Source organism: Listeria aquatica, assembly GCF_014223975.1.
GTDB lineage: Bacteria > Bacillota > Bacilli > Lactobacillales > Listeriaceae > Listeria > Listeria aquatica.
This window is the reverse complement of sequence record NZ_JAARRM010000005.1, coordinates 35,837-58,276: the sequence shown is the minus strand read 5'-3', so window position 1 is coordinate 58,276 and position 22,440 is coordinate 35,837. Positions and strand designations below refer to the sequence as shown.

19 protein-coding genes are annotated in these 22,440 nt (G+C 40.5%); all 19 read right to left on the bottom strand.

What is annotated here, in order from left to right; translation table 11 throughout:
• Positions 1 to 13: 13 nt before the first annotated feature.
• A complete protein-coding gene (locus tag HB912_RS11105; RefSeq protein ID WP_036073896.1) occupies positions 14 to 1,453 on the bottom strand; it encodes a 6-phospho-beta-glucosidase in 1,440 nt (479 codons plus the stop codon).
• A gap of 127 nt (positions 1,454 to 1,580) precedes the next feature.
• Positions 1,581 to 2,774, bottom strand: a complete 1,194-nt coding sequence (locus tag HB912_RS11100) for a nucleoside transporter C-terminal domain-containing protein (protein ID WP_185374590.1) — start codon at positions 2,772 to 2,774, stop codon at positions 1,581 to 1,583.
• A gap of 65 nt (positions 2,775 to 2,839) precedes the next feature.
• On the bottom strand, positions 2,840 to 4,144 hold the full coding sequence (locus HB912_RS11095) for a pyrimidine-nucleoside phosphorylase (protein WP_185374588.1): 1,305 nt from the start codon (positions 4,142 to 4,144) through the stop codon (positions 2,840 to 2,842).
• On the bottom strand, positions 4,141 to 5,097 hold the full coding sequence (locus tag HB912_RS11090; protein WP_185374586.1) for a sugar-binding transcriptional regulator: 957 nt from the start codon (positions 5,095 to 5,097) through the stop codon (positions 4,141 to 4,143). The genes HB912_RS11095 and HB912_RS11090 overlap by 4 nt, the downstream gene beginning before the upstream one ends.
• 28 nt (positions 5,098 to 5,125) lie before the next feature.
• The gene (locus HB912_RS11085; RefSeq protein ID WP_185374584.1) at positions 5,126 to 6,316 is read right to left on the bottom strand and encodes a phosphopentomutase; all 1,191 of its coding nucleotides are present in this window, start codon (positions 6,314 to 6,316) and stop codon (positions 5,126 to 5,128) included.
• A gap of 139 nt (positions 6,317 to 6,455) precedes the next feature.
• Positions 6,456 to 7,115: a deoxyribose-phosphate aldolase gene (gene deoC, locus HB912_RS11080; RefSeq protein ID WP_036073900.1), complete on the bottom strand. Its 660-nt coding sequence runs from the start codon at positions 7,113 to 7,115 to the stop codon at positions 6,456 to 6,458.
• A gap of 193 nt (positions 7,116 to 7,308) precedes the next feature.
• Positions 7,309 to 7,641: a cytochrome aa3 quinol oxidase subunit IV gene (gene qoxD, locus HB912_RS11075; protein ID WP_036073902.1), complete on the bottom strand. Its 333-nt coding sequence runs from the start codon at positions 7,639 to 7,641 to the stop codon at positions 7,309 to 7,311.
• Entirely contained in the window at positions 7,642 to 8,253 is a 612-nt protein-coding gene (qoxC, locus tag HB912_RS11070) for a cytochrome aa3 quinol oxidase subunit III (protein ID WP_036073904.1), read from the bottom strand. It abuts the gene before it with no gap.
• Complete coding sequence (gene qoxB, locus HB912_RS11065; protein ID WP_185374582.1) at positions 8,241 to 10,226, bottom strand: cytochrome aa3 quinol oxidase subunit I; 1,986 nt, start codon at positions 10,224 to 10,226, stop codon at positions 8,241 to 8,243. Before qoxB ends, qoxC begins: the two co-directional genes overlap by 13 nt.
• 16 nt (positions 10,227 to 10,242) lie before the next feature.
• Positions 10,243 to 11,349 (bottom strand): cytochrome aa3 quinol oxidase subunit II, encoded by a 1,107-nt coding sequence (qoxA, locus tag HB912_RS11060; protein ID WP_185374580.1) that lies wholly within the window; start codon positions 11,347 to 11,349, stop codon positions 10,243 to 10,245.
• Between the two features lie 258 nt (positions 11,350 to 11,607).
• Positions 11,608 to 12,672, bottom strand: coding sequence for a phosphomevalonate kinase (locus HB912_RS11055; protein ID WP_185374578.1), 1,065 nt, complete (start codon positions 12,670 to 12,672; stop codon positions 11,608 to 11,610).
• On the bottom strand, positions 12,656 to 13,633 hold the full coding sequence (gene mvaD / locus HB912_RS11050; protein WP_185374576.1) for a diphosphomevalonate decarboxylase: 978 nt from the start codon (positions 13,631 to 13,633) through the stop codon (positions 12,656 to 12,658). The genes HB912_RS11055 and mvaD overlap by 17 nt, the downstream gene beginning before the upstream one ends.
• Positions 13,590 to 14,558, bottom strand: coding sequence for a mevalonate kinase (gene mvk / locus HB912_RS11045; protein ID WP_185374575.1), 969 nt, complete (start codon positions 14,556 to 14,558; stop codon positions 13,590 to 13,592). Before mvk ends, mvaD begins: the two co-directional genes overlap by 44 nt.
• A 22-nt stretch (positions 14,559 to 14,580) precedes the next feature.
• On the bottom strand, positions 14,581 to 15,933 hold the full coding sequence (locus tag HB912_RS11040) for a tripartite tricarboxylate transporter permease (RefSeq protein WP_185374573.1): 1,353 nt from the start codon (positions 15,931 to 15,933) through the stop codon (positions 14,581 to 14,583).
• Positions 15,930 to 16,184 (bottom strand): hypothetical protein, encoded by a 255-nt coding sequence (locus HB912_RS11035; protein ID WP_036073918.1) that lies wholly within the window; start codon positions 16,182 to 16,184, stop codon positions 15,930 to 15,932. The genes HB912_RS11040 and HB912_RS11035 overlap by 4 nt, the downstream gene beginning before the upstream one ends.
• Positions 16,185 to 16,351: 167 nt before the next feature.
• Positions 16,352 to 18,883, bottom strand: coding sequence for a DNA gyrase subunit A (gene gyrA, locus HB912_RS11030; RefSeq protein WP_185374571.1), 2,532 nt, complete (start codon positions 18,881 to 18,883; stop codon positions 16,352 to 16,354).
• A gap of 65 nt (positions 18,884 to 18,948) precedes the next feature.
• Complete coding sequence (gene gyrB, locus HB912_RS11025; protein ID WP_185374570.1) at positions 18,949 to 20,886, bottom strand: DNA topoisomerase (ATP-hydrolyzing) subunit B; 1,938 nt, start codon at positions 20,884 to 20,886, stop codon at positions 18,949 to 18,951.
• Positions 20,887 to 20,932: 46 nt separating this feature from the next.
• Complete coding sequence (recF, locus tag HB912_RS11020) at positions 20,933 to 22,039, bottom strand: DNA replication/repair protein RecF (RefSeq protein WP_185374568.1); 1,107 nt, start codon at positions 22,037 to 22,039, stop codon at positions 20,933 to 20,935.
• 9 nt (positions 22,040 to 22,048) lie between these two features.
• On the bottom strand, positions 22,049 to 22,267 hold the full coding sequence (yaaA, locus tag HB912_RS11015; RefSeq protein ID WP_036073924.1) for a S4 domain-containing protein YaaA: 219 nt from the start codon (positions 22,265 to 22,267) through the stop codon (positions 22,049 to 22,051).
• Between the last annotated feature and the right edge of the window lie 173 nt (positions 22,268 to 22,440).

The following is a 22,440-nucleotide window of genomic DNA, read 5'->3' as shown; positions in this document are numbered from 1 at the left end:
GAAGCTTTTATTTCTAATCTAAATCTGTTCCATTCGAAGCGATTACTTTTTTGTACCAATCAAATGATTTTTTCTTCGAGCGATCGAGTGTTCCGTGCCCCTCATTGTCGCGGTCAACGTAAATAAAGCCATAGCGTTTTTTCATTTCACCCGTTCCCGCGCTCACAAGGTCGATACAGCCCCAAGGTGTGTACCCAATGAGTTCAACCCCGTCTTCCATTGCCTCGCGCATCTCACGCACGTGCTCCCGTAAATAATCAATCCGGTAATCGTCGTTGATCGAGCCATCCGCTTCCACTTTATCAACGGCGCCGAGCCCATTTTCCACGATAAACAGCGGTTTTTGGTAGCGGTCATAAATTTCATTCATCGTAATCCGAAGTCCGATCGGGTCAATTTGCCAGCCCCATTCGCTCGCCTCTAAATACGGGTTTTTAAGCGTTGCAAAGACATTTCCTTCTGTTTTATCAAGAACCTCGGGGTCAGCACTTGTTAATTTTGATGAGTAATAGCTAAACGCTACATAGTCCACTGTGTGATCACGAAGTACTTCTAAATCCCCATCTGCGATATTCAACTTGATATTTTTTTCCTTGAAAAGTCGCTTGCTATAACTTGGATAGTATCCACGCGCCTGCACATCCACAAAGAAATAGCCTTCTCGGTCCGCTTCAAGTGCCGCAAACACATCTTCTGGATTTGGGGTATTGGGATAAGTAGACCCGGCCGCAAGCATGCATCCAATTTGATTATCTGGATTGATTTCATGCGCGAGCTTCGTTGCGCGCGCGGATGCCACAAGTTGATGATGGATCGCTTGGTATTTTAGTTCTTCTGGATTTTCTACGCCTGTTATGTCCATACCACCGCCAAACATCGGAATGTGCAAAATCATGTTGATTTCGTTGAAGGTCATCCAATATTTAACTTGGTTTTTGTAGCGCTTGAAGATGGTTTCACAGAAGTTAAGATAAAAATCAATAGTTTTGCGGTTAGCCCAGCCGTTATAGTCTTTCATGAGTCCGACTGGTGTATCGAAATGGTTGATGGTGACAACAGGTTCAATACCGTATTTTAAGCATTCTGCAAATACGTTGTCATAAAATTCAAGGCCTTTTTCATTTGGCACGGTTTCGTCTCCATTTGGAAAAATTCGCGGCCAGCTGATTGACAAACGAAAGCACTTGAATCCCATTTCTGCAAATAAGGCAATATCTTCTTTATAGCGATGGTAAAAATCAATGGATTCATGACTTGGATAATAGTCATACGTGGTTTCCATAGCTTTTTTAGGGTCTTGAAGCGCGTCCCAGCGACCTCCTTCGGCTGCTGGAAGTAAATCAACGAGAGACAGCCCTTTCCCATCTTCTTGGTAAGCGCCTTCGCACTGGTTTGCTGCAACTGCTCCACCCCACAAAAAACCGTCAGGGAAGCGTAAATCTTGTTTTTTCATGTCTTGTTCTCCTCCTATCTTGTCTCTAGTTTCACTATAAACTCTGTAATGCATTACAGAGCAAGAACTTTTTTTGAGGGCGATGAAAAATCCATGCGTTATACAGACTGAAAGCGTGCTTTCCCATTTAAAAATACAATCCAACAATAGTTCCGGTTAAAATTGAAGCAAGTGTTGCACCTAGCAATAATTTCATTGAGAACTTCGCAACGGAAACGCTTTGTTTTTCGCTGATCGATTTGATTGAACCTGTGATGATCCCAACTACACTAAAGTTCGCAAATGAAACGAGGTATGAAGAAATGATCGCATTTCCTTTTGGCGTGAGTTGCGCCGCTAATTGATGCAAATCACCCATCGCTACAAATTCATTCGTTAATAATTTAGTGGCCATCAAGCTGCCTACTTCAGTAATATCACTAACGGGTACTCCCATCAAAAAGGCGATTGGCGAGAAGATATACCCCAAAATCTGTGTAAAGCTAATGTGTAAAACGGCTGTAAAGGTACTATTTAAAAAGGTTACAAGTGCTACAAACCCAATTAGCATCGCTGCAACAGTTACCGCTAATTTGAACCCTTGCAAAATATAGTTTCCTAATACTTGGAAAAATGGTTCTTTAGTGACTTCCCCTGTTAATTCGTCCCTTGTGATTTCATCTTCTGGACCCACATCATAAGGATTCACGATACAGGAAACAATTAATGCGGATAAAATGTTCAAGAAAACAGCTGTAACCACAAATTTACCAGGAACAAGTTCCATATATGCTGCAAGAACTGCGGCCGAAACAGCACTCATTGCCGATGCACAAATCGTATATAAACGTTTAGCATTCAATTTTGGAATTTCATCTTTTACAGTTAAGAAAACTTCTGGTTGTCCAAGTATTGCTGTTGAGATTGCAAAATAACTTTCCAGTTCGCCCATTCGAGCCACTTTATTAAGCGCCCAACCTGTCCATTTGATGATGAATGGCAGAACTTTGATGTAATTCAAGATACCTACTAATGCTGAGATAAAGACGATTGGCATTAAAACATTCAGGAAAAAAACGGAAGCTCCTTTTTGAATGACAAGCCCACCAAAAACAAAGTCAATTCCACCCGCAGCTTGTTCCATTAACCAGCCAAAAAATGATGAAATGCCTGATAGAAGCTTAATTCCGCCTGTTGTATTTAAACATAGAAATGAAATCACTAATTGTAGGGCAAACATGATTCCCATTTTTTTAAATTTGATGTTTTTACGATCACTACTAACTAGCCAACCAATCCCAAAAACAAGAGCTAAACCTGTTGATAAAAAGACAAATCTCACGTTTCTTGCACCTCTCTCATTAAGTTTACGATTTTATGTGTGCGTTTAAGAAGTATTTTATATAATTAATCAATTATTTTGTAAATCATTTTTGGTGTTTCTGCCGTCTCTGCAATTTCAACATTTTGATAAATTAATTCTTTAATAGATTCAATTTCTGATTCAGGTCGATTAGCGTAAATTGTCATTAAAGATTCGCCTGTTTTAACTGCGTCTCCCATTTTTTTATGAAGTTCAATTCCAACTGCATAATCTAATTTATCGCTAGCTTTTTGGCGTCCACCACCAAGGAGCATGCTTGCAATGCCGATTTCGTCCGCTGTCAATTTAGCGACAACACCATCTGCTTTTGCAGGTAGTTCAATTTTATATTGTGCTTGTGGCATAATCGTATAATCATCAATCACACGTTCATCCCCACCTTGCGCTTTAATCATCGCTTTAAAACGAGCTAACGCAGAACCATCAGCAATAGTTTGTTCCAACATTTTTTTAGCTTCCTCAAAGGTTTCTGCCTTTTCACCAAGCAAGACCATATAGCTTCCAAGGGTTAAAACAAGATCTACCAAATCTTGTGGTCCCTTCCCTTTTAACAAATCAATCGATTCTTCAATTTCTAATGCATTTCCGATTTTATTTCCAAGTGGTTGATTCATATCTGAAATAAGTGCCATACATTTCATCCCGACACCTTTACCAATATCAACTAAAGCTTCCGCTAGTTCTGTGGAATCTTCGAGCGTCTTCATAAACGCACCAGAACCTGTCTTAACATCGATCACAAGTGCATCGGTTCCAGAAGCAATTTTTTTACTCATGATTGAACTTGCAATTAAAGCAATGGAATCCACGGTATCTGTGACATCACGTAATGAATATATTTTCTTATCCGCTGGTGCAATATCACCAGTTGCTCCGATAATTGCCAATTTTTCATCTTTTACTTGGTTAATAAAGTCTTCTTCACTGATTTCAATTTGATAACCTGGTATCGCTTCCAATTTATCTAAAGTTCCACCTGTATGTCCCAAACCGCGACCTGAAATCATCGGAACGGGAATGCCAACTGCCGCAACAACTGCTGCAAGTGGTAAGCTCACTTTATCACCTACACCACCGGTCGAGTGTTTATCTACTTTGATCCCTGGTATTTTAGATAGATCCAAGTGTTCACCAGATTCCATCATTTTGATGGTTAAGCTCGCACGTTCTTTTTTTGTCATGTTTTGGAAATAGATGGCCATAAGTAGTGCACTAATTTGATAATCAGGAATGGTTTCGTTTACAACACCATCTACAAAAAATTGAATTTCTTCATCTGTCAACTCGCCACCATTACGTTTATGGTCAATTATATCAATCATTCTCATGTCTCTTGCTCCCTTTCGTAATCTATTAATGCCTGTGCTAGTGCTAAATCAATTACTGCATGATTAGCGTAACCTGCTGTTAACACGGCATTTACACCTGCAAGTTTCGCAACCCCACTAGCAACTAAGATTGAATAACGTTTTTCTTTTAAATCGGATAACTGAATGCCGACCGTTCGTTCATTTAATTTTTCATCTACCAATTCGCCGTCTTTATTAATAAAGCGAGAAACAATATCTCCAACTGCATGGTCTTGCAAATTTTCTTTTTGATCTTCATCAAAATAGCCTAATTGAAATAATAAGGCACTTTTACGAACGGTTCCGACACTAAATATAGCAATATTAGCTTTCTTCCCACAATCCAAAACCGCTTTAATAAAACGATCCTGCTCGACCATTTCTTTTGTCACTTGATTATCAAAAATCGTTGGTAGCGGCAAATACTGCGGCTGTGTATGATAAACGCGGCCTAATTCATTAATGCTTTCATAGGCATAAGTTCGTTCATTTTCAAAGTTAACGCTTCCTTTTAATTGCACAACTTGAACGCCTGGGACCTCTTGATTCTCCATTCTCGTGGTTACAGAATGAATCGTCTTCCCCCAGCCGATTCCGATAATATCGTCTGGCCGAACGATCTTCGTTAAAAAATCCGCCGTATAAGCGCCGACGCTGTTAATCGACAACGTTTCACCGTTAAAATTTGACGGAACGACCATGATTTTTGCCCCATATTTTTGAGACAATTGCTGCGACAGCTCATCAGCGTTTAATAGCGGGTTAAAAATTTGGATTTTAACGAGTCCACTATCTCTAGCACTTCGTAATAACCGGGAAATGGTCGGGCGAGAAAGATTCAATTTTTTTGCAATGGCAGCTTGCCCCATATTTTCTTCATAATAAAGGTGTGCTACTAGCAAACTTTGCTTGATTTTTTCTTCATCTGTCATTGTTATCCTCTTCCTCCCCGTCTTCCCTTTAGTTTAATTCTGTTAAAAAGCTTGTTCCCACTTTGCTGCCAGAAACGCCGAAGTTATCTGTTACCGTAGCGCCCAAATCAGCAAATGTTTTGCGAATGCCTAAACTGCTTCCTTGTTTCATGCTTGGCGAATAAGCTAAAAGTGGCACTTGTTCGCGCGTATGGTCGGTTCCTTTAAAACCTGGATCATTGCCGTGATCTGCTGTTATCATCAACAAATCATCCTCTTTCAAATTCGTTAAAACCTGACCGAGACGTTCATCAAAGTCCATCAACGCTTGTCCAAAACCAATCGGATCACGGCGATGGCCATACATGGAATCAAAATCCACTAAGTTTACAAAACAAAAGCCTTTGAAGTCTTTTGCCATTACCTTATCTAAGTGATCCATGCCATCCATATTGCTTTCATTATGATAAACTTCATCTAATCCTTGACCGGAAAAAATATCATTGATCTTACCAATCCCAACGGTATGAATACCAGCAGCTTGAAGGGCATCCAAATCAGTTTTACTAGTTGGTTTTAATGCAAAGTCATGCCGATTAGCAGTCCTTGTGAAGTTATCTTTGTTCGTTCCCACATATGGTCGAGCGATAACGCGTCCTACTACATATTCAGGGCCATTCACTAAGCTACGAGCAAACTCACAAATTTTGTAAAGTTCATCAACTGGGATGATTTCTTCATGCGCAGCAATTTGTAATACGGAATCACCCGACGTGTAAATAATCAAATCCCCAGTTTCTAGCTGATGTTCTCCAAGCTCTTTAATGATTTCTGTTCCAGAAGCTGGTTTATTTCCAACGATTTTGCGGCCTGAGAACTCTGAAATCTTGGCTAGTAGCTCATCCGGGAAACCATTCGGAAAATAACTGAGCGGCTCTGTAACAGGTAGCCCCATCATTTCCCAGTGCCCATCCATGCTATCTTTCCCTGCGGAAATCTCTGTCATTTTACCATAACAGCCAAGCGGTTGTTCCGCCTTCGCCACGCCTTCAATCGCAGTGTCTCTTAGATTCGATAAGCCTAATTTTTGCAAGTTTGGTAATTTTAGTTTTCCTTGATACGCTTCACCGACGTGACCTAACGTATCCGATCCCACATCACCAAATTTGTCTGCATCCGGTGCAGCTCCAGTTCCAACAGAATCAATAACGATCGCAAAAACTCGATTGTACTTGTTCATGAAAAATTCTCCTTCTCTATTAAAATTACTCCATTACGTGGTTTCGTAATTGAGCGAGGGCCCTTATAACATCCACTTAAACTAGCTTTAAGTAGATGGTTTCGCTATTTCTTCTTATATTTTACATGGAAAGTCTAGCTTAAGCTAATATTTGTTTTGTTGCACTCACACCGAGGCGACTAGCTCCAGCTTCAATCATTGCCATCGCTTCGTCTTTAGAATGGATACCCCCAGATGCTTTAACGCCTAATCGGTCTCCGACTGTTTTGCGCATCAAAGCAACATCTTCTACTTTTGCGCCAGCTGAACTAAATCCTGTTGAGGTTTTCACATAATCTGCCCCAGCTTTTTCAGAAATTTCACAAGCAGCTACGATTTGTTCGTTGTTCAAGTAAGAGGTTTCAATGATGACTTTTAATAATTTACCAGTTTTGTGAGTTTCTAAAGCCACGTCATGAATATCTTTTTCAACTTCACTGTGGTTTTGAGCGATCAGTTCCCCGATATTTAAAACCATATCAATTTCTTCAGCGCCATCTTGAATGGCAACTTGTGTTTCAAAGACTTTTGATTTTGTCGTTGTTGCTCCAAGTGGGAAACCTACAACAGCAATCGGCTTCACTGTCGAACCTTTTAATTGTTCCGCAACAAACGGAATCCAGTATGCATTAACACATACAGAAGCAGTATTATATTCTAGTGCTTCTTTACAAGTCACTTCAATATCAGCTTTTGTTGCGTTCGCTTTTAAATTTGTGTGATCTAAATATTTGGCTAAATCTGCAGTCGTTAAATTCATTTTTGAAACCCCTTTCTTTTTTACAAACTCATCATAACATAGCGTTTTACATTTGTAAAATTTATTTTTGAACTTTTGTTCATAAAAGAGAGTAAATCATTTAAAACCTTGACCAAGACTTGCTTTTCAACCAATAAAAAACAGGAATTCAGGAAATAAAATAATTTCCTGAATTCCTGTTTTGTTTAATTCATTACATCAAATGGTTCATGTGACCGATTTCCATAACCCAATAAGAGCCGATGACAACTACGATCGCGATAAACGCTGCGAAAAGAATGTTGCCGACTTGGATGCGGCCGTCTCGTCCTTCTGTCATATGCATGAACATAAGGAGCTGCAAAGCTGCTTGAATGAACGCAAAGATGAAAATGATGACTAGCTTCACACTATATTCTAGTGAAGAATAAAGTGCTACCCAAACAGCTAGTAAAGTTAATACGATGGATAAGATAAAGCCAATGATATGCTTCCACGGGATGCCCGATTCAGCATGGGCGCTATTTGTATTTTTGTTTTCAGCCATTTAGTTCACCATCCCTAACAGGTAGACACCCGTGAAGATGAAAATCCAGACAACATCCAAGAAGTGCCAATATAAGCTTGAAATAAAGACTTTGGATGCTGCACGTGGCGTCAAACCGCGCATTTTAATTTGAATAAGGATAAACGTAATCCAGAATAAGCCGATCGTTACATGGGCACCGTGGGTTCCAAGTAAAACGAAGAACGAAGACCAGTATGAGCCGACTTTCATCGTCACGCCTTCCATAATGTAATGTGCAAACTCATAGATTTCAAATCCGACAAAGCCAGCACCTAGAAGTAAGGTGATAATCGAATAGACCATCAACATCTTCGTATTACCTTTACGCATTTCACCGATTGCTAAGCCACAAGTAAAACTACTCGTGAGTAGCAGGAATGTCATGATGAGTACAAGCGGTAGTTCGAACATTTCTTTTGGCGGATGTCCCGCATTCGAACCAGCTTTCATCATCACAAAGTAAGTCGCAAAAAGCGTTGCAAAAAGCGCAATTTCTGCACCAAGGAAAATCCAGAAACCAAGAATGTTCAGTCTCCCTTGTTCAGATTGATACTCAAGCGGAAGGTTCGAATTTGTTTTTACAGATTCCATGGGTTACCCTCCTTTACGCCCGTTTCACGTTCGTGAGCGGCATGCTCTTCTGTCGCACGAATTTCTTCAACTGAAACATGATAGCCTTCGTCTTTTTGGAAAGAACGATAAATCATGCAGCCAAGTACTCCAAGACCTCCAAGGAGTCCAAGCCAGTACCAGTAGAAGACAAGACCAAACGCGCCGATGAAGAAGAAGACAGACATCACAAATCCGAGCATTGTATTGCTTGGCAAATGAATAGGTTGATAGTTTTTATCGTCCAAGTAAGACTTGCCTTCTTGTTTCTTGTTCCAGAAATCATCAATGCTGTGCCATTCTGGTAGGATTGCAAAGTTATATTTTGGTGCGATCGCAGAGCTTGTTGCCCACTCAAGTGTACGTCCTGCTCCGTCCCATGAGTCGCCACTAACTTCACGTTTTGAATGTTTGAAGCTGTAAACGATATTCCAGCAAAGAATTAAGAATGCTACTCCCATCAGGAATCCTCCGATAGAAGAAATAAAGTTCAAGGTTGTCCAACCGTCTCCTTGTGTATAAGTGTAAAGTCGACGTGGCATGCCGTCTAACCCCAAGAAATATTGCGGGAAGAAGCAGACATTAAAGCCAACGACAAACACCCAGAAGAACCATTTACCAATTTTTTCATTCAGCTTGTAGCCGAACATTTTCGGATACCAGTAAATTAAACCGGCGAAACAAGAGAATACGGTTCCTGCGATCAACACATAGTGGAAGTGAGATACAAGGAAATACGTATTGTGATATTGATAGTCAGCCGCAGCCATGGCAAGCATAACCCCGGTTACACCACCGATTACAAAGTTTGGTATAAAAGCAAGTGACCAAAGCATCGGCGTATCAAAGCGAATCTGGCCTTTATACATCGTAAATAGCCAGTTAAATATTTTAATCCCCGTCGGTATCGCAATCATCATTGTTGTGATTGAGAAGAACGAGTTAACAAGTGCGCCTGATCCCATCGTAAAGAAGTGATGGACCCAAACAATGAAACTTAAAATGGAAATAACAACAATGGCAGCAACCATGGCTGGATATCCAAACAGTTTCTTTTTCGAGAAGGTAGAAATAACTTCCGAGAAAATCCCGAATGCCGGCAGGATAACAATGTATACCTCCGGATGCCCCCAAACCCAGAAAAGGTTGGCCCACATCATCGGTAAACCACCGTTTGCCAGTGTAAAGAATGCTGTCCCGAATAACCGGTCAAATGACATGAGGGCAAGCGCCACTGTCAAAACTGGGAACGCAAAGATGATAATTAGAGAAGTGATCAAAATTGTCCAAGTAAACATTGGCATTTTCATCAGCGTCATACCCTTAGCTCTCATCCGCATGATCGTGACAAAGAAGTTGATCCCCGTCATCAAAGTCCCTATCCCGGCTATCTGAACCCCGAGTAAGTAAAAGTTAATTCCATAACCTTGACTAAATTCTTCTGCAAGAGGTGCATAGTTTGTCCAGCCTGCTGCTGGGGAACCTCCAATTACAAAGGACAAGTTGAAAAGCATTGCCCCCATAAAGAATGTCCAGAAACTCAAATTATTTAAGAATGGGAATGCAACATCGCGTGCTCCAATTTGAAGCGGCACCGCAATATTCATTAACCCGATAACAAACGGCATCGCCATGAACAAAATCATGATCGTTCCGTGCGTTGTAAATACTTCGTTATAGTGCTGTGCGTCTAAAAATTTCATTCCCGGTAAAGCCAGTTGGGTACGCATCATGAGCGCATCCACGCCACCCCGGAAAAACATTAAAACAGCAGATATCAAATACATAATCCCAATCCGTTTATGGTCAACGGAAGAAATCCATTCTTTGAAAAGCCATTTCCATTTTTTCGTATACGTTAATAGCACGACAATCCCAATACTGACGAGTGCAATCGAAACTTGTGCACCTAAGATCAGAGGGTCGCCAGTGATGATAAATTCATTCCATTTCATGTTTTAGTTTCCCCCTTTAATGGCCCTCATGGTCAGATTCTTTTTTATTGAATTCGTTCGTTTGGATGTCGTCTTCCATTTTTTTCATTTCTTTATCATAATGCTTATCTGAGTGATATTTCTCACCGTTTTTAATGATCATCGGATCCATATCATGGCGTTCAAATTGCGGATTTGTAACCGTAACTGGACGCGCTGGTTTAAGCGGTTTATCAGAAATCGTCACTTTTTCGTTTGGATTATGCGGATTCGTTAACTTGTAACCAAAACGTTCATACGCATAAAAGACATACTCAGGATCTGCAGCCACATCAACAAAGGCTAAGTGGGTTCCTGAATAACTCTTCTCTTTCGAGCCACCTGGAATAAGCAAGCGATCATAAATATCTTGTGTGATGAGTGGAGAGTCAGCTTTTGTTTTCTTCGCCCACGCTTTATAGTCGCTTTCAGATTGTGCGACCACATCAAAGCGTTGCTCATGGAAGCCTTCTCCGTTAAAGTTCGCATTACGCCCTTTATAAGTTCCTTCTTCATCAGCTTGTAAATACAAGTTCATCGTCATACCAGTCATGGCATATTTTTGACCACCTAGTTGCGGCACCCAAAAACTTGTCATTGTATCTGCGGATGTTAATTTAAAGAGAACTGGTCGATCTGTAGGAATATGTACATAGTTGACAGTCTCAATGCTTTCATTTGGATAACTGAATATCCATTTCCAGTCTACACTTGTCGCATAAATCACAACTGGATCCTTATGCGATGTAACTTTTGGAGCTTCTTCACCCGCATAAATCGTTTTTACAGTTGGAATTGCAAGTGCAATAACGATTATGATTGGAATAAGCGTCCATAAAATTTCTAATTTACGGCTCCCGTGCATATTTGGTTCGTAGTTCTTTGGATTTTTTCGTTCACGGTATTTAAATAAAATAATCGTAAGCAACACAAAAATGGTCAGCACGATCAGTAGCATAAAGAATATCGAATAGATAATTAGATTGCTCTGATCTTTCGCAACCGGTCCCTTTGGATCTAGTACCGTCAAATCACCACAGCCGCTTAAAACAGCCAGAAATCCAGCAGAAACGGCAAGAAGTAATGATTTCAGTATCTTTGACACCCTAATCCCCTCTTTCCTTTTGAAGTATACAGTTCGTATAACGCGCAAAAATATAGTATGATTCCTAGTTTGTTTTCTACTCCCGCAAAGCATGTATTCGATTATTTTCACAAACTTCTCAAGCAATAAAAAACACTATGTGCATATTCGCTTAATATTATAACCTATATCTATCAATTATTCAAAGACTGTACATATTAATTTTTTCACAAACAAAAAAAGACCCGACCTAGTGAAATAAGATCGAGTTTTTAAGCCTTATTTTTTGATGTTCACCTGTCCCGTACGAAATGGTAGTGGCATAATTCCTGTTTCTTGCCACGCACTTTTGACTTTTTCTGCCGCTCTAGAGTCAGGTAAAAAAGCAATACCGCAATCGCCACCACCAGAACCAGAAGATTTTCCTGCGCCAGAACAATCGACCGCAATTTGCGCTAACTTTTCAAGAAGCTCCGTTTCAATTTGTACCCCTGCTTGCAAGCCAAGATTTTGAAGTAAGCGTCTATTTTCTTTGATAGCCCCAAAAGCCATTGTTTGATCTTGTTTTTCTAAGCCCTCTAACAGCCTCTGAACAGCCTCTGATGAATCATCTAAAAACTGCTTGTACGCCGCTGGACTTTTTTGTTTAAACAATTGAATTTCAGAAACAAGTCGTCCCGTACTAACAGGTTTCCCCGTCCAGCCAACTAAAAATGGCCAATCAGGCATCGTTAACCGTTCAATTTTTAGCGCTGGCCAATCATTTTTAATGAACCAATCTAAAGATTCATACGGGAGATGCCGCTTAATCCATTCCTGATCAAAAGTTGTATAGGCAATGAAACCGCCATACATACAAGAAGCAATGTCGCCACAAGAGCCATTTCCTTGTACGACGAGATGCGAAAGAGCAGCCAGTTTAAATCTTGTCAGTAAATCGGTATTTGGTGCAAATTTTTCAAGTAGGGCATTCACAACAGCTACTGTCGCCGCCGCACTTGAACCAAGTCCATATTTAAAACCGGAAGCATCAATCAATTCTGTTTGAATCGTCATTTTAATTGGCGTAAGCGAAATTCCCTGAGCCTTCAAATAAGCTGTTACTGTATTAATTGCTTCGGCTGTAAATGACCAGTGCTCTCCGTTTGTCTTTAGCTCTTCGCCCGTCTTCCAGGTCACTTGATCCTCATAGTGTGGGATTTTGAGCTCATTTTTTGGTGCGTCTTCAAGAACTAGCGTAATGTAGCGATCGACCGCAGCTAAAACAGCTGTATGTCCAGATTCCACCACCGCATATTCTCCTGCTATATAAAGTTTTCCAGGAATTTTAATTTCCATTTTCATTCTGAATCACCTTAGCTCCTTCACCCGCATGACAAATTAAAACACGACCAACCAGTGGCTCAACTCGACTAGCTACTTTTTCTTCGTCTTGCTTTAGACATACAATTTTAACATTAGGTCCAGCATCCATCGTAAAATATGCTTCGATTCCATCAGCCCGCAACTTTCTCACAGCTTCCATCACAAGAAGTGATTCCTGACTAAAATATGTGAACGGCGGATTCGCACTCAGAGTTGTAGCGTGCATTTTCATCGCATTGTGTTCCAAAATTTCGCCAACTTGCGTGAAATCAGAATGAGCAAAAGCTTTCTTTATCAATTCCAAATCGAGCTCAGCCGTTTTCGTCCATTCTCCAAAAAAAGGGGAGGTGAGAACTGTTTGTTTCATTCCATCACGACTGGAAATTTTTTTAGGTTGATCAGACACAATCGCTACTACAACAGCCAGTTGATTCGTTAACTCACTTTCAAAAGGAACCGCATAAGAATCTGACCCGTCTGCTTTTTCACCTTTTTGCCAAATTGCTAAACCACCAAAAATAGAGCGACTTGCTGAACCCGAACCAAGTCGAGCAAGCCGAGATAATTCCATTTTGGAATCGTCACGGGCAAGCGAAGCAGAAGCTGCCACCGCAAGTGCTGCAAACGCAGAAGCAGAAGAAGCCAGACCTGCCGCAGTAGGCACATGATTTTCCGAATGGATGACCGCACGGGAAGCAATCCCAAATTCACTTCGCAATACATCCAAATACCGCTGAACCTTTGCATCTTCACGTTCCACGCCATTTAAAACGAGCACATCCTTTTTCTGTGAATCATCCCATTCAAAGGTGGTTTCCGTAAAAAACTTATCCAAAGTAATTGATAAACTGCTATTAGAAGGTAAAATTAACTTTTCGTCCCGTTTTCCCCAATATTTAATAAGCGCTATATTGGTGTGAGCTACCGCTGTTACTTTCATGCGTTCCTTCTCCAATCGTAAAAATCCATTCTTCACTAGCACCCGCTGCATGCAGAGCTTTCACTAGCGATTCTGCCTGCTTTTTGCTAGAAACAAGAGCAACCATACAACCGCCGCGTCCGCCTCCCGTTAGCTTTGCACCCGCTGCACCATTTTGTAAAGCTACACGGATTAACTTTTCAAGGCTCGAATCACTGACCGTAAGTTCCTCCAAAATAACTTGCGCTGCATTCATTGCTTTTCCAACTTGCTGAATGTCCGCTGCACCTTCAAGCTGCTTCCTTATTTCCCGGGAAATATTTCCAAGATCATGAATCAACGGCTTGAATTTTTCAGGCTGCGCCTCAATCAACCTTCCAACATCCGCCACCGCTGCACGTGTCTCACTGGGAATTCCTGTATCTGCCACCACTAAAAATAATTTTTCATGAAAGTGCATCGTTTCAAGCGACAGATCTCTTTGAAACCAAACTGGTTTTTCCGTCACAACTGTGACAGCATCAATTCCGCTAGGATTCCCATGTGCCAATTTCTCAGATTGATTCACAAATTCGAGCAACGTCTCATCCGTAAGTTCCTGCTTAAAATAAGCAAACAAAGCCCGTGCCACGCTCGCAGCTACTGCAGCACTTGAACCAAGTCCGCGTCCGATCGGAATTTCAGTTAAAACACGAATTAAAACCGGTTCCGTTCCTATATCCTTCAAAATAGCTTCAACCATTTCTTTAATGCCAAAGAGAATAGGGGGCATATTATCTAGATCACCTGTGAAAAAGGCAGACGAAAATTTTGTTTTTTGTTTAGTAGGCAAAACTTCTGTTTCAATGACAGCCTGTGAAAAAGGTACAGCAATTGCAGGTTCACCATAAACAACAGCATGTTCGCCACATAAAATTAATTTTGCAGTTGCACGTCCTGTAGCCAATTGGCTCCATTCCTTCCTGATTTTAGAATAACGTTGTAACAATCCAAGGTGCTGCATAAAGCGTCATAAACAACACACCAAAGTTAATTCCTAGTCGACTAAGTGCACCCGATACAATCGCAACAAGAAGCACACCCATCATATTAATAAATCCGCCATCCATGTAGCTAAGCATCATGACAAGCGCAATAAACAGTCCTAAAATCGCTTCATGCGGAATAAATTTAAACACGAATCGACAAATTTGCTGGGAATACTTCATGATAACATAATATGTGAGTCCAAGTCCTACAACTGAACCGACAATAGTCGCAATCGTAAACTCTGACATCGTGAGCAGGTGATGCATATTTTTCTCTAACGTAAAGACAGGAGGGGCATTAAAGAGCGGGTTAGCTGGCCCAATCGCAACAGGCGACAAAGGAACCCCAAGTGCAATAAGCGGAATCAAAAGGCCAGCTAAATAAGTCGAGTGCGCCAAGCCTTCCATGCTAGCAAGTGCAATCTTCGCCTTTTTAATCGGATCTTTCACTCGGCTCACAACCGCTTCACCGAACAATACTGTCATCCCAACTGGACTCATGAAAAAAGTAAAACAGCCAGCGATAGAAGTTCCAAGCGTTGCCCAAGATTCTTGTTTGGTCAACACCTTGAAGGGATTAGGAAAACCCTTTTGCTTTTCAACATTTGCAATCACAATCTCACGTTTTTCTTGCTTTGGCAGTTTTTCTCGATGTTCTTTATTCAAAAGAGAAATCATACTAAAAATCATTGGGCCAATTGTGATTCCAAGGAAAAATGAAATCGTGATCGTCTTCGTTTCTGGAACCGCGCCAACTCCCCAGTACAAATAACGCATTCCCTCGATAAGCAAACTAAAAGGTAAAATGGCGAGCAACGATAAAATTTTATTTTTACTTACTAAGGCAAGAAATATAGCGCCGATAAAGAAAACAGGGGCCGAATACTTCGTAATCACTTCGGATAGCGGCGCCAGAAGACCCGCCAAAGCTAAACTAATTGGAACAGCCACAATTGTTCCAATCGCAGCACCAGAAGCCATTTTGCGTATTCCAACAACCGATTGACCAGCCTCCTTTAGGGTGAGCCCATAAGGAACCATTGGCGAGGCCATAACCCCACCTGGTGTTCCTGCAACAGCGACAGGTACTGCATCCGTCAAATTCAGCGTCACAACAGCTGAAACAAAAAAAGCAAGCACAACCATCGGCGAAACGCCAAGTAAAACGAGAGCAAGAGTCACAGGAGCTAGTACCGCTGTTTCATCTGTCCCGGGAGCAATCCCGATAATCGTGTAAATTCCAGCTGCCAAAACGGAAGCGATAATCATCTCAATCACAAGTTGAAGCGTCATTTTTCATTCGCCTCCGTCTCTTCACTTTCACGTAGTGTTCGTTTTGGCTTAATAATCAAACTGGAAATAATAAAGCCAATGATGGCACCGCCAAGCCCAAAGAAAAGGGGCATTGGTGCTTTCCCGGGAGCTATGAAATAACCACCCATGGTAAATCCTATACAAATAATGATTGCAAGAATCAAATCTTTTATGTTTACAAGATCCGCCCAAATTTCAACATTTTGCGGATCCTTGTTTTTCTTGGTCATTCTTTCTCCTACTTTCTGCACAAGGTTTGCTATTAAATTAGACTACTATGATAATGATAATCATTTCACTGCTTTTTTTCAATCTTACTTAACTGTAAATTTTTATCCATAAAAAAATGGGCGACACATTGAGATGTCTCTCAATGTGCCACCCGCATGTAAGCTCATTATTCTTCTGAGTTTGGTCCGTCTTCAAAACTTTCATCTGGAACTTCTGTTTTTAAGACTTGAGCATCCAAATTTTCTTCATCTTCGTCAAAGATTTCTTCATCTTCTTTAGGAACCTTAGCAACAGTAGCGACTTTTTCGTTTTCATCCAAACGAATCAGTTTCACACCCATTGTGCTTCTTCCTGTTTCCGAGACCGTTTCAACTTCAAAACGAATCAATACGCCATGAATCGTCATCAGCATGATATCTTCGTCGCCAGAAACAGTCTTCATTGCAACAAGTGGTCCGTTCTTATCAGTGATTGAGACCGTTTTAACACCCATACCACCACGATTGCGAAGCGGATATTGTTCAGCAGGGGTTTGTTTCCCGTAGCCGTTCTCCGTCACGACAAGCACGTTCTGATCGTCTTCAAGCACTTCCATGCCAATAACCTCATCATCGTTATGAAGACGAATTCCACGCACTCCTGCAGCCGTACGACCCATTACCCGGATGTTATCTTCTGGGAAGTAAATGGATTGACCTGCCTTTGTCGCAATAATCATCTTCTTACTACCATCAGTCATCTGAACAGAGATGAGTTCATCATTTTCACGAAGATCAACTGCACGCAAACCACTTTGACGGATATTCGCAAATTGCGAAAGGACAGAGCGCTTCACAACGCCATGTTTCGTTGCAAAGAACAAATAATCGTCATCAGTGAATTCACTTAAATTGATCACCGCATTCACTTGTTCTTGGCTTTCAATACCTAGTAAATTGATAAGTGGAATTCCTTTTGCTGTGCGCCCGTACTCAGGAACTTCATATCCTTTCGCTCGGTATACTTTCCCTGTATTCGTAAAGAACAGGAGCGTATCATGCGTACTTGTAGCTACAAGGTGCTCAACAAAGTCATCTTCATGCGTAGACATTCCTTGGATTCCTCGACCACCACGGCGCTGACTCCGATACGTAGAAAGCGGCAAGCGTTTAATATAGCCTTTTTTCGTTAACGTAATTGCCACTTCTTCTTCAGGAATAAGGTCCTCATCTTCAATGCTGACAAGGTCTCCCGTTAAGATTTCTGTGCGGCGTTTATCGCTATACTTCTGTTTTGTTTCTTCTAATTCTTCACGGATAACTTCAAGAATACGTTCATCGTCAGCTAAAATAGCCTTTAGTTCATTGATTAGCTGCATCAAATTATTGTATTCTTCCTCGATTTTCTCGCGTTCCAAACCTGTTAAGCGTTGTAAACGCATATCGAGAATAGCTTGAGATTGCTTTTCTGATAGGCTAAACTTAGTCATCAAGCCTTCTTTAGCGATTTCAGTTGTTTTCGAACCCCGAATCAAACTAATCACAGCATCAATATTATCAAGTGCAATTCGTAAACCTTCAAGAATATGCGCACGTGCTTCTGCTTTACGCAAATCAAATTCAGTTCTGCGACGAATAACGACTTTTTGATGTTCTAAATAATGATATAAAATTTGTTTTAAATTCAATACTTTTGGATGATTGTCAACAAGCGCCAACATGTTAATCCCAAAAGTAGTTTGTAGAGCCGTCATTTTATATAAATTATTGACAACAACACTCGCACTAATATCACGGCGAACTTCAATCACAATCCGCATACCCGAACGGTCAGATTCATCATTCAGTTCAGTGATCCCGTCAATTTTCTTTTCACGAGCCAGTTCAGCAATTCGCTCAATCAGCCGTGCTTTATTGACTTGATAAGGTAGCTCTGTAATTAAAATGGTTTCTTTTCCATTGCTCTTTGTTTCGATATCTACCCGAGCACGAACAGTGATAGATCCACGTCCAGTTTCATAAGCCCGTCTAATTCCACTGCGTCCCATAATGAGACCTGCAGTAGGGAAGTCAGGCCCTGGAATGTGTTCCATCAATTCGCGAATCGTAATATCAGGATTATGACTTAATGCAAGGACCCCATCAATGACTTCACCAAGATGATGCGTCGGAATGTTTGTAGCCATCCCAACTGCAATCCCTGATGAACCATTAACAAGCAAGTTTGGAAAACGTGCCGGTAAAATAACTGGTTCTTTTTCTGAACCATCATAGTTATCTTCATAATCAATTGTATCTTTATTGATATCTCGCAAAAGTTCCATCGAAATTTTCGACATCCGTGCTTCCGTATAACGCATCGCTGCCGCCATATCCCCATCGACAGAACCAAAGTTTCCGTGTCCATCAACAAGCATATACCGATAACTAAAATCTTGCGCCATCCGAACCATTGTGAAGTATACGGCAGAGTCTCCATGTGGGTGATACTTACCGATAACTTCCCCAACGATACGAGCCGATTTCTTATAGGCTTTGTCAGATGTCATTCCTAAATCGTTCATCGCATATAAAATTCTGCGGTGAACCGGTTTAAGACCATCGCGCACGTCAGGAAGAGCACGAGCTACGATAACACTCATTGCATAATCTAGGAAAGACGTTCGCATTTCTTTATTTAAATTTACTTCTTTAATTCGATGATCTGGTGTTTCTGCCATTATAGCGAAACCTCCCTTTCCAATTCTAAGCTAAATCAGATTTGATTATTTCCCAGGAAATAAAATTAAATATCCAAGTTTTTAACATACTGAGCATTTTCTTCGATGAATTTCCGACGTGGCTCAACTCGGTCACCCATAAGCATTTCAAATGTTTCATCCGCATCAATAGCATCATTGATGCTTACTTGTAGCAACGTCCGGTTTTCAGGATTCATTGTCGTATCCCAAAGTTGTTCCGGATTCATTTCTCCAAGACCTTTATAACGCTGGATAGCATATTTTTCATCACCCAGTTTTGCCAAATAATCATCCAACTGCTCATCTGAATACACATATTCAACTTGTTTCCCGTGTTTAATTTGATAAAGGGGAGGCTGAGCAATATAAATATAACCAGCATCCACAAGCGGACGCATATAACGATAGAAAAGTGTGAGAAGTAGCGTCCGAATATGGGCACCATCCACATCGGCATCCGTCATGATAATTAGTTTGTGATAACGTGCTTTTGAAACATCAAAATCGCCACCAAAACCAGTTCCCATTGCCGTAAAGATTGTTCGAATTTCTTCATTCGCTAAAATTTTATCGAGACGTGCTTTTTCAACATTCAAGATTTTACCACGAATTGGAAGAATCGCTTGGAAAAGTCGATCTCGTCCTTGTTTTGCAGAACCGCCAGCTGAATCCCCCTCAACGATATAAAGTTCGCTAATTTCTGGGTTTCTAGACGAACAATCCGCAAGTTTTCCTGGTAAATTCGAGATTTCAAGCCCAGTTTTTTTACGAGCAACTTCACGTGCACGTTTTGCTGCTAGACGTGCACGTGATGCCATGACGCCTTTTTCTACAATTTTCTTACTAACATCTGGGTTTTCCAACATGAATTTGCTCAAAGCTTCCGAAAAAAGTTTATCGGTAATCGAGCGTGTTTCTGAATTACCAAGCTTCGTCTTAGTTTGTCCTTCAAATTGCGGATCAGGATGCTTGACGGAAATAATCGCAGTTAAACCTTCTCGCACATCTTCACCAGACAAGTTCTCATCATTATCTTTAAAAAGTTTATTACGTCGCGCATAATCATTAATCACACGTGTAAGTGCTGTTTTAAAGCCAGATTCGTGCGTTCCTCCTTCATACGTGTGAATATTATTAGCAAAAGAAATAATTGAACTTGAGAATCCAGAATTGTACTGAATAGCAACCTCAACCATAATGCCATCACGTTCACCTTCAATATAAATCGGCTCATCATGAATAACTTCTTTTGATTGATTCAAGTGATCAACATAAGATTTAATCCCGCCTTCATAATGATATTCCTTTTTCACTTGATGTTCGGCGCGTTTATCTTCAATTGAAATCATTAGTCCACGGTTTAAGAAAGCTAATTCTCGCACACGCGTACGTAAGACTTCATAATCAAATTCCACAGTTTCAGTAAAAATTTCAGGATCTGCCTTAAAGTGAACAATTGTTCCACGATAATCCGTTTTGCCTTGATTTTCAAGATCTGTTACAACATTTCCTCGTTCGAAACGTTGATAATACTTTTGCCCATCACGGTGTACATAAACTTCTAGCTCTGTTGAAAGAGCATTAACAACAGAAGCCCCAACGCCGTGAAGACCACCAGATACTTTATAGCCGCCGCCGCCAAATTTACCGCCGGCGTGAAGGACTGTAAAAATAACTTCGATCGTTGGGCGACCTACTTTTTCATTAATTCCCGTTGGCATCCCACGACCATTATCTTGAACGGTAATACTATTATCCGCTTCAATAGTAATTTCAATTTCTGTACAAAAACCAGCTAAAGCTTCGTCAATGGAGTTATCGACGATTTCCCAAACTAGATGGTGAAGTCCACGTTGACTGGTCGAACCGATATACATACCAGGCCGTTTTCTTACGGCTTCTAATCCTTCTAGAACCTGAATTTGATTATCATTATAGTCCGAAGCATTTTCATGTACATTTGTAATATTTTCTTCTGACATCTAAGCTTCACCGCACTTTCTCATTTTCTATTATATCAACCTAAAATTAGGATTTTTTTATGTGACCACTTTCTACTTCAAAAGTAGTAGCTTGTTCAAGTTTTGCATGTTTAATCCCGCTCACACTTGTTGTCGTAACAAAGGTTTGTACTTTGCCAGAAATCGCCTCAAGCAAATGAGACTGCCTATAGTCATCGAGTTCGCTTAACACATCATCAAGCAAGAGTAGGGGATATTCCTTTGTTTCTTCATGAATTAAATCAATTTCAGCAAGCTTTACCGATAACGCTGTCGTTCGCTGCTGACCTTGCGAACCGAACACCTGTACATTTTGTCCATTAACATAAAATAGAGAATCATCCCGATGCGGTCCGATAAGTGTGACGCCTCGGTCGATTTCTCTTTGCCGAATGGTTTTCATTTTTTCAAGTAGTTTTTGTAAATTATCTGCGTCCTGATCAAGTGAAACAGAAGGTTTATATTCAATCCGCAAACTTTCAAGCCCACGCGAAATGTCGTGATGAATCGGAGCTGCATAAGCTTGTAACTTTTGAATAAACGCAGATCGCCTTTCAGTTAATTTAATAGCAACCTCTGCAAATTGCTCATCTAGAATGCCAAGCATGACTTCGTCAAAGTTCTTTTTCATTTTCGCTTGTTTTAAAAATTGATTTCGCTGATGTAAAATACGCTGAAAAATACTTAAATCGTGTAAATAAACAGGTTGTATTTGACCGATTTCCATATTTAGAAAACGTCGCCTCACACCTGGGGCACCTTTTACAAGAGTTAAATCTTCTGGAGCAAACATGACTACATTTAAATTTCCAACATATTGACTCAATTTTTTTTGTTCAATATGATTGACCTTTGCTTTTTTCCCTTGTTGCGTAAGCGTGAGTTCTAGCGGAACAGTTTGACCATGTTTTTCAATTCGGCCACTAATCTTCGCTTCCTCTTTATCCCACTGGATAAAATCTTTGTCATTTGTCGTCCGATGCGACTTGGCAAGTGAAAGCATTAATATGGCTTCCAGTAAGTTTGTTTTTCCTTGAGCATTTTCTCCAAGAAACACGTTGATAGACGGGTCGAGATCAAGTGTAAGTTCATCATAATTGCGGAAATTTTTAAGCGTTAATTGTTTTAACAGCATATTTGTTTCCTAAGATTGTTCAATCTTAACTTTTCCTTTTCCGGGAACTAAAATGACATCGCCATTCCGCAGTTTCCTGCCACGTCTGTTGTCTTGTTCACCGTTTACATAAATCGGGTGTTCACTTAGAAATGCTTTCGCCATTCCCCCAGATTCAACAACATCAAGCATCTGCAAAAGCTGTCCCAGTGTTACATAGTCACTGTCTATTGTTACAATATTCGCCAAAATCTCACACCCAATCTATTTTATCGCTATCTTCTATTTTACTAAAGTTTGCCGATAATTACAAAGATTATTTTCTAAAGCATTGTTTTTCGGTTTTTTATTAAAAATAATGGGGGGATACTATTTAAGTAAAAAATGAAATTTAAGGCTAATATGGCGCTTCTATAAAAAAC

Coding starts and splice junctions, on each gene's coding strand:
- HB912_RS11085 (WP_185374584.1), bottom strand. CDS start 6,316: ATGAACAAGTACAATCGAGTTTTTGCGATCGTTATTGATTCTGTTGGA.
- recF (WP_185374568.1), bottom strand. CDS start 22,039: ATGCTGTTAAAACAATTAACGCTTAAAAATTTCCGCAATTATGATGAA.
- qoxB (WP_185374582.1), bottom strand. CDS start 10,226: ATGAAATGGAATGAATTTATCATCACTGGCGACCCTCTGATCTTAGGT.
- gyrA (WP_185374571.1), bottom strand. CDS start 18,883: ATGGCAGAAACACCAGATCATCGAATTAAAGAAGTAAATTTAAATAAA.
- HB912_RS11035 (WP_036073918.1), bottom strand. CDS start 16,184: ATGACCAAGAAAAACAAGGATCCGCAAAATGTTGAAATTTGGGCGGAT.
- HB912_RS11040 (WP_185374573.1), bottom strand. CDS start 15,933: ATGACGCTTCAACTTGTGATTGAGATGATTATCGCTTCCGTTTTGGCA.
- HB912_RS11105 (WP_036073896.1), bottom strand. CDS start 1,453: ATGAAAAAACAAGATTTACGCTTCCCTGACGGTTTTTTGTGGGGTGGA.
- deoC (WP_036073900.1), bottom strand. CDS start 7,115: ATGAATTTAACGACTGCAGATTTAGCCAAATATTTAGATCACACAAAT.
- qoxD (WP_036073902.1), bottom strand. CDS start 7,641: ATGGCTGAAAACAAAAATACAAATAGCGCCCATGCTGAATCGGGCATC.
- mvaD (WP_185374576.1), bottom strand. CDS start 13,633: ATGAAAGTAACAGCGGTAGCTCACACCAATATAGCGCTTATTAAATAT.
- HB912_RS11095 (WP_185374588.1), bottom strand. CDS start 4,144: ATGAGAATGATTGATATAATTGACCATAAACGTAATGGTGGCGAGTTG.
- gyrB (WP_185374570.1), bottom strand. CDS start 20,886: ATGTCAGAAGAAAATATTACAAATGTACATGAAAATGCTTCGGACTAT.
- HB912_RS11090 (WP_185374586.1), bottom strand. CDS start 5,097: ATGACAGATGAAGAAAAAATCAAGCAAAGTTTGCTAGTAGCACACCTT.
- HB912_RS11055 (WP_185374578.1), bottom strand. CDS start 12,672: ATGAAAATGGAAATTAAAATTCCTGGAAAACTTTATATAGCAGGAGAA.
- qoxC (WP_036073904.1), bottom strand. CDS start 8,253: ATGGAATCTGTAAAAACAAATTCGAACCTTCCGCTTGAGTATCAATCT.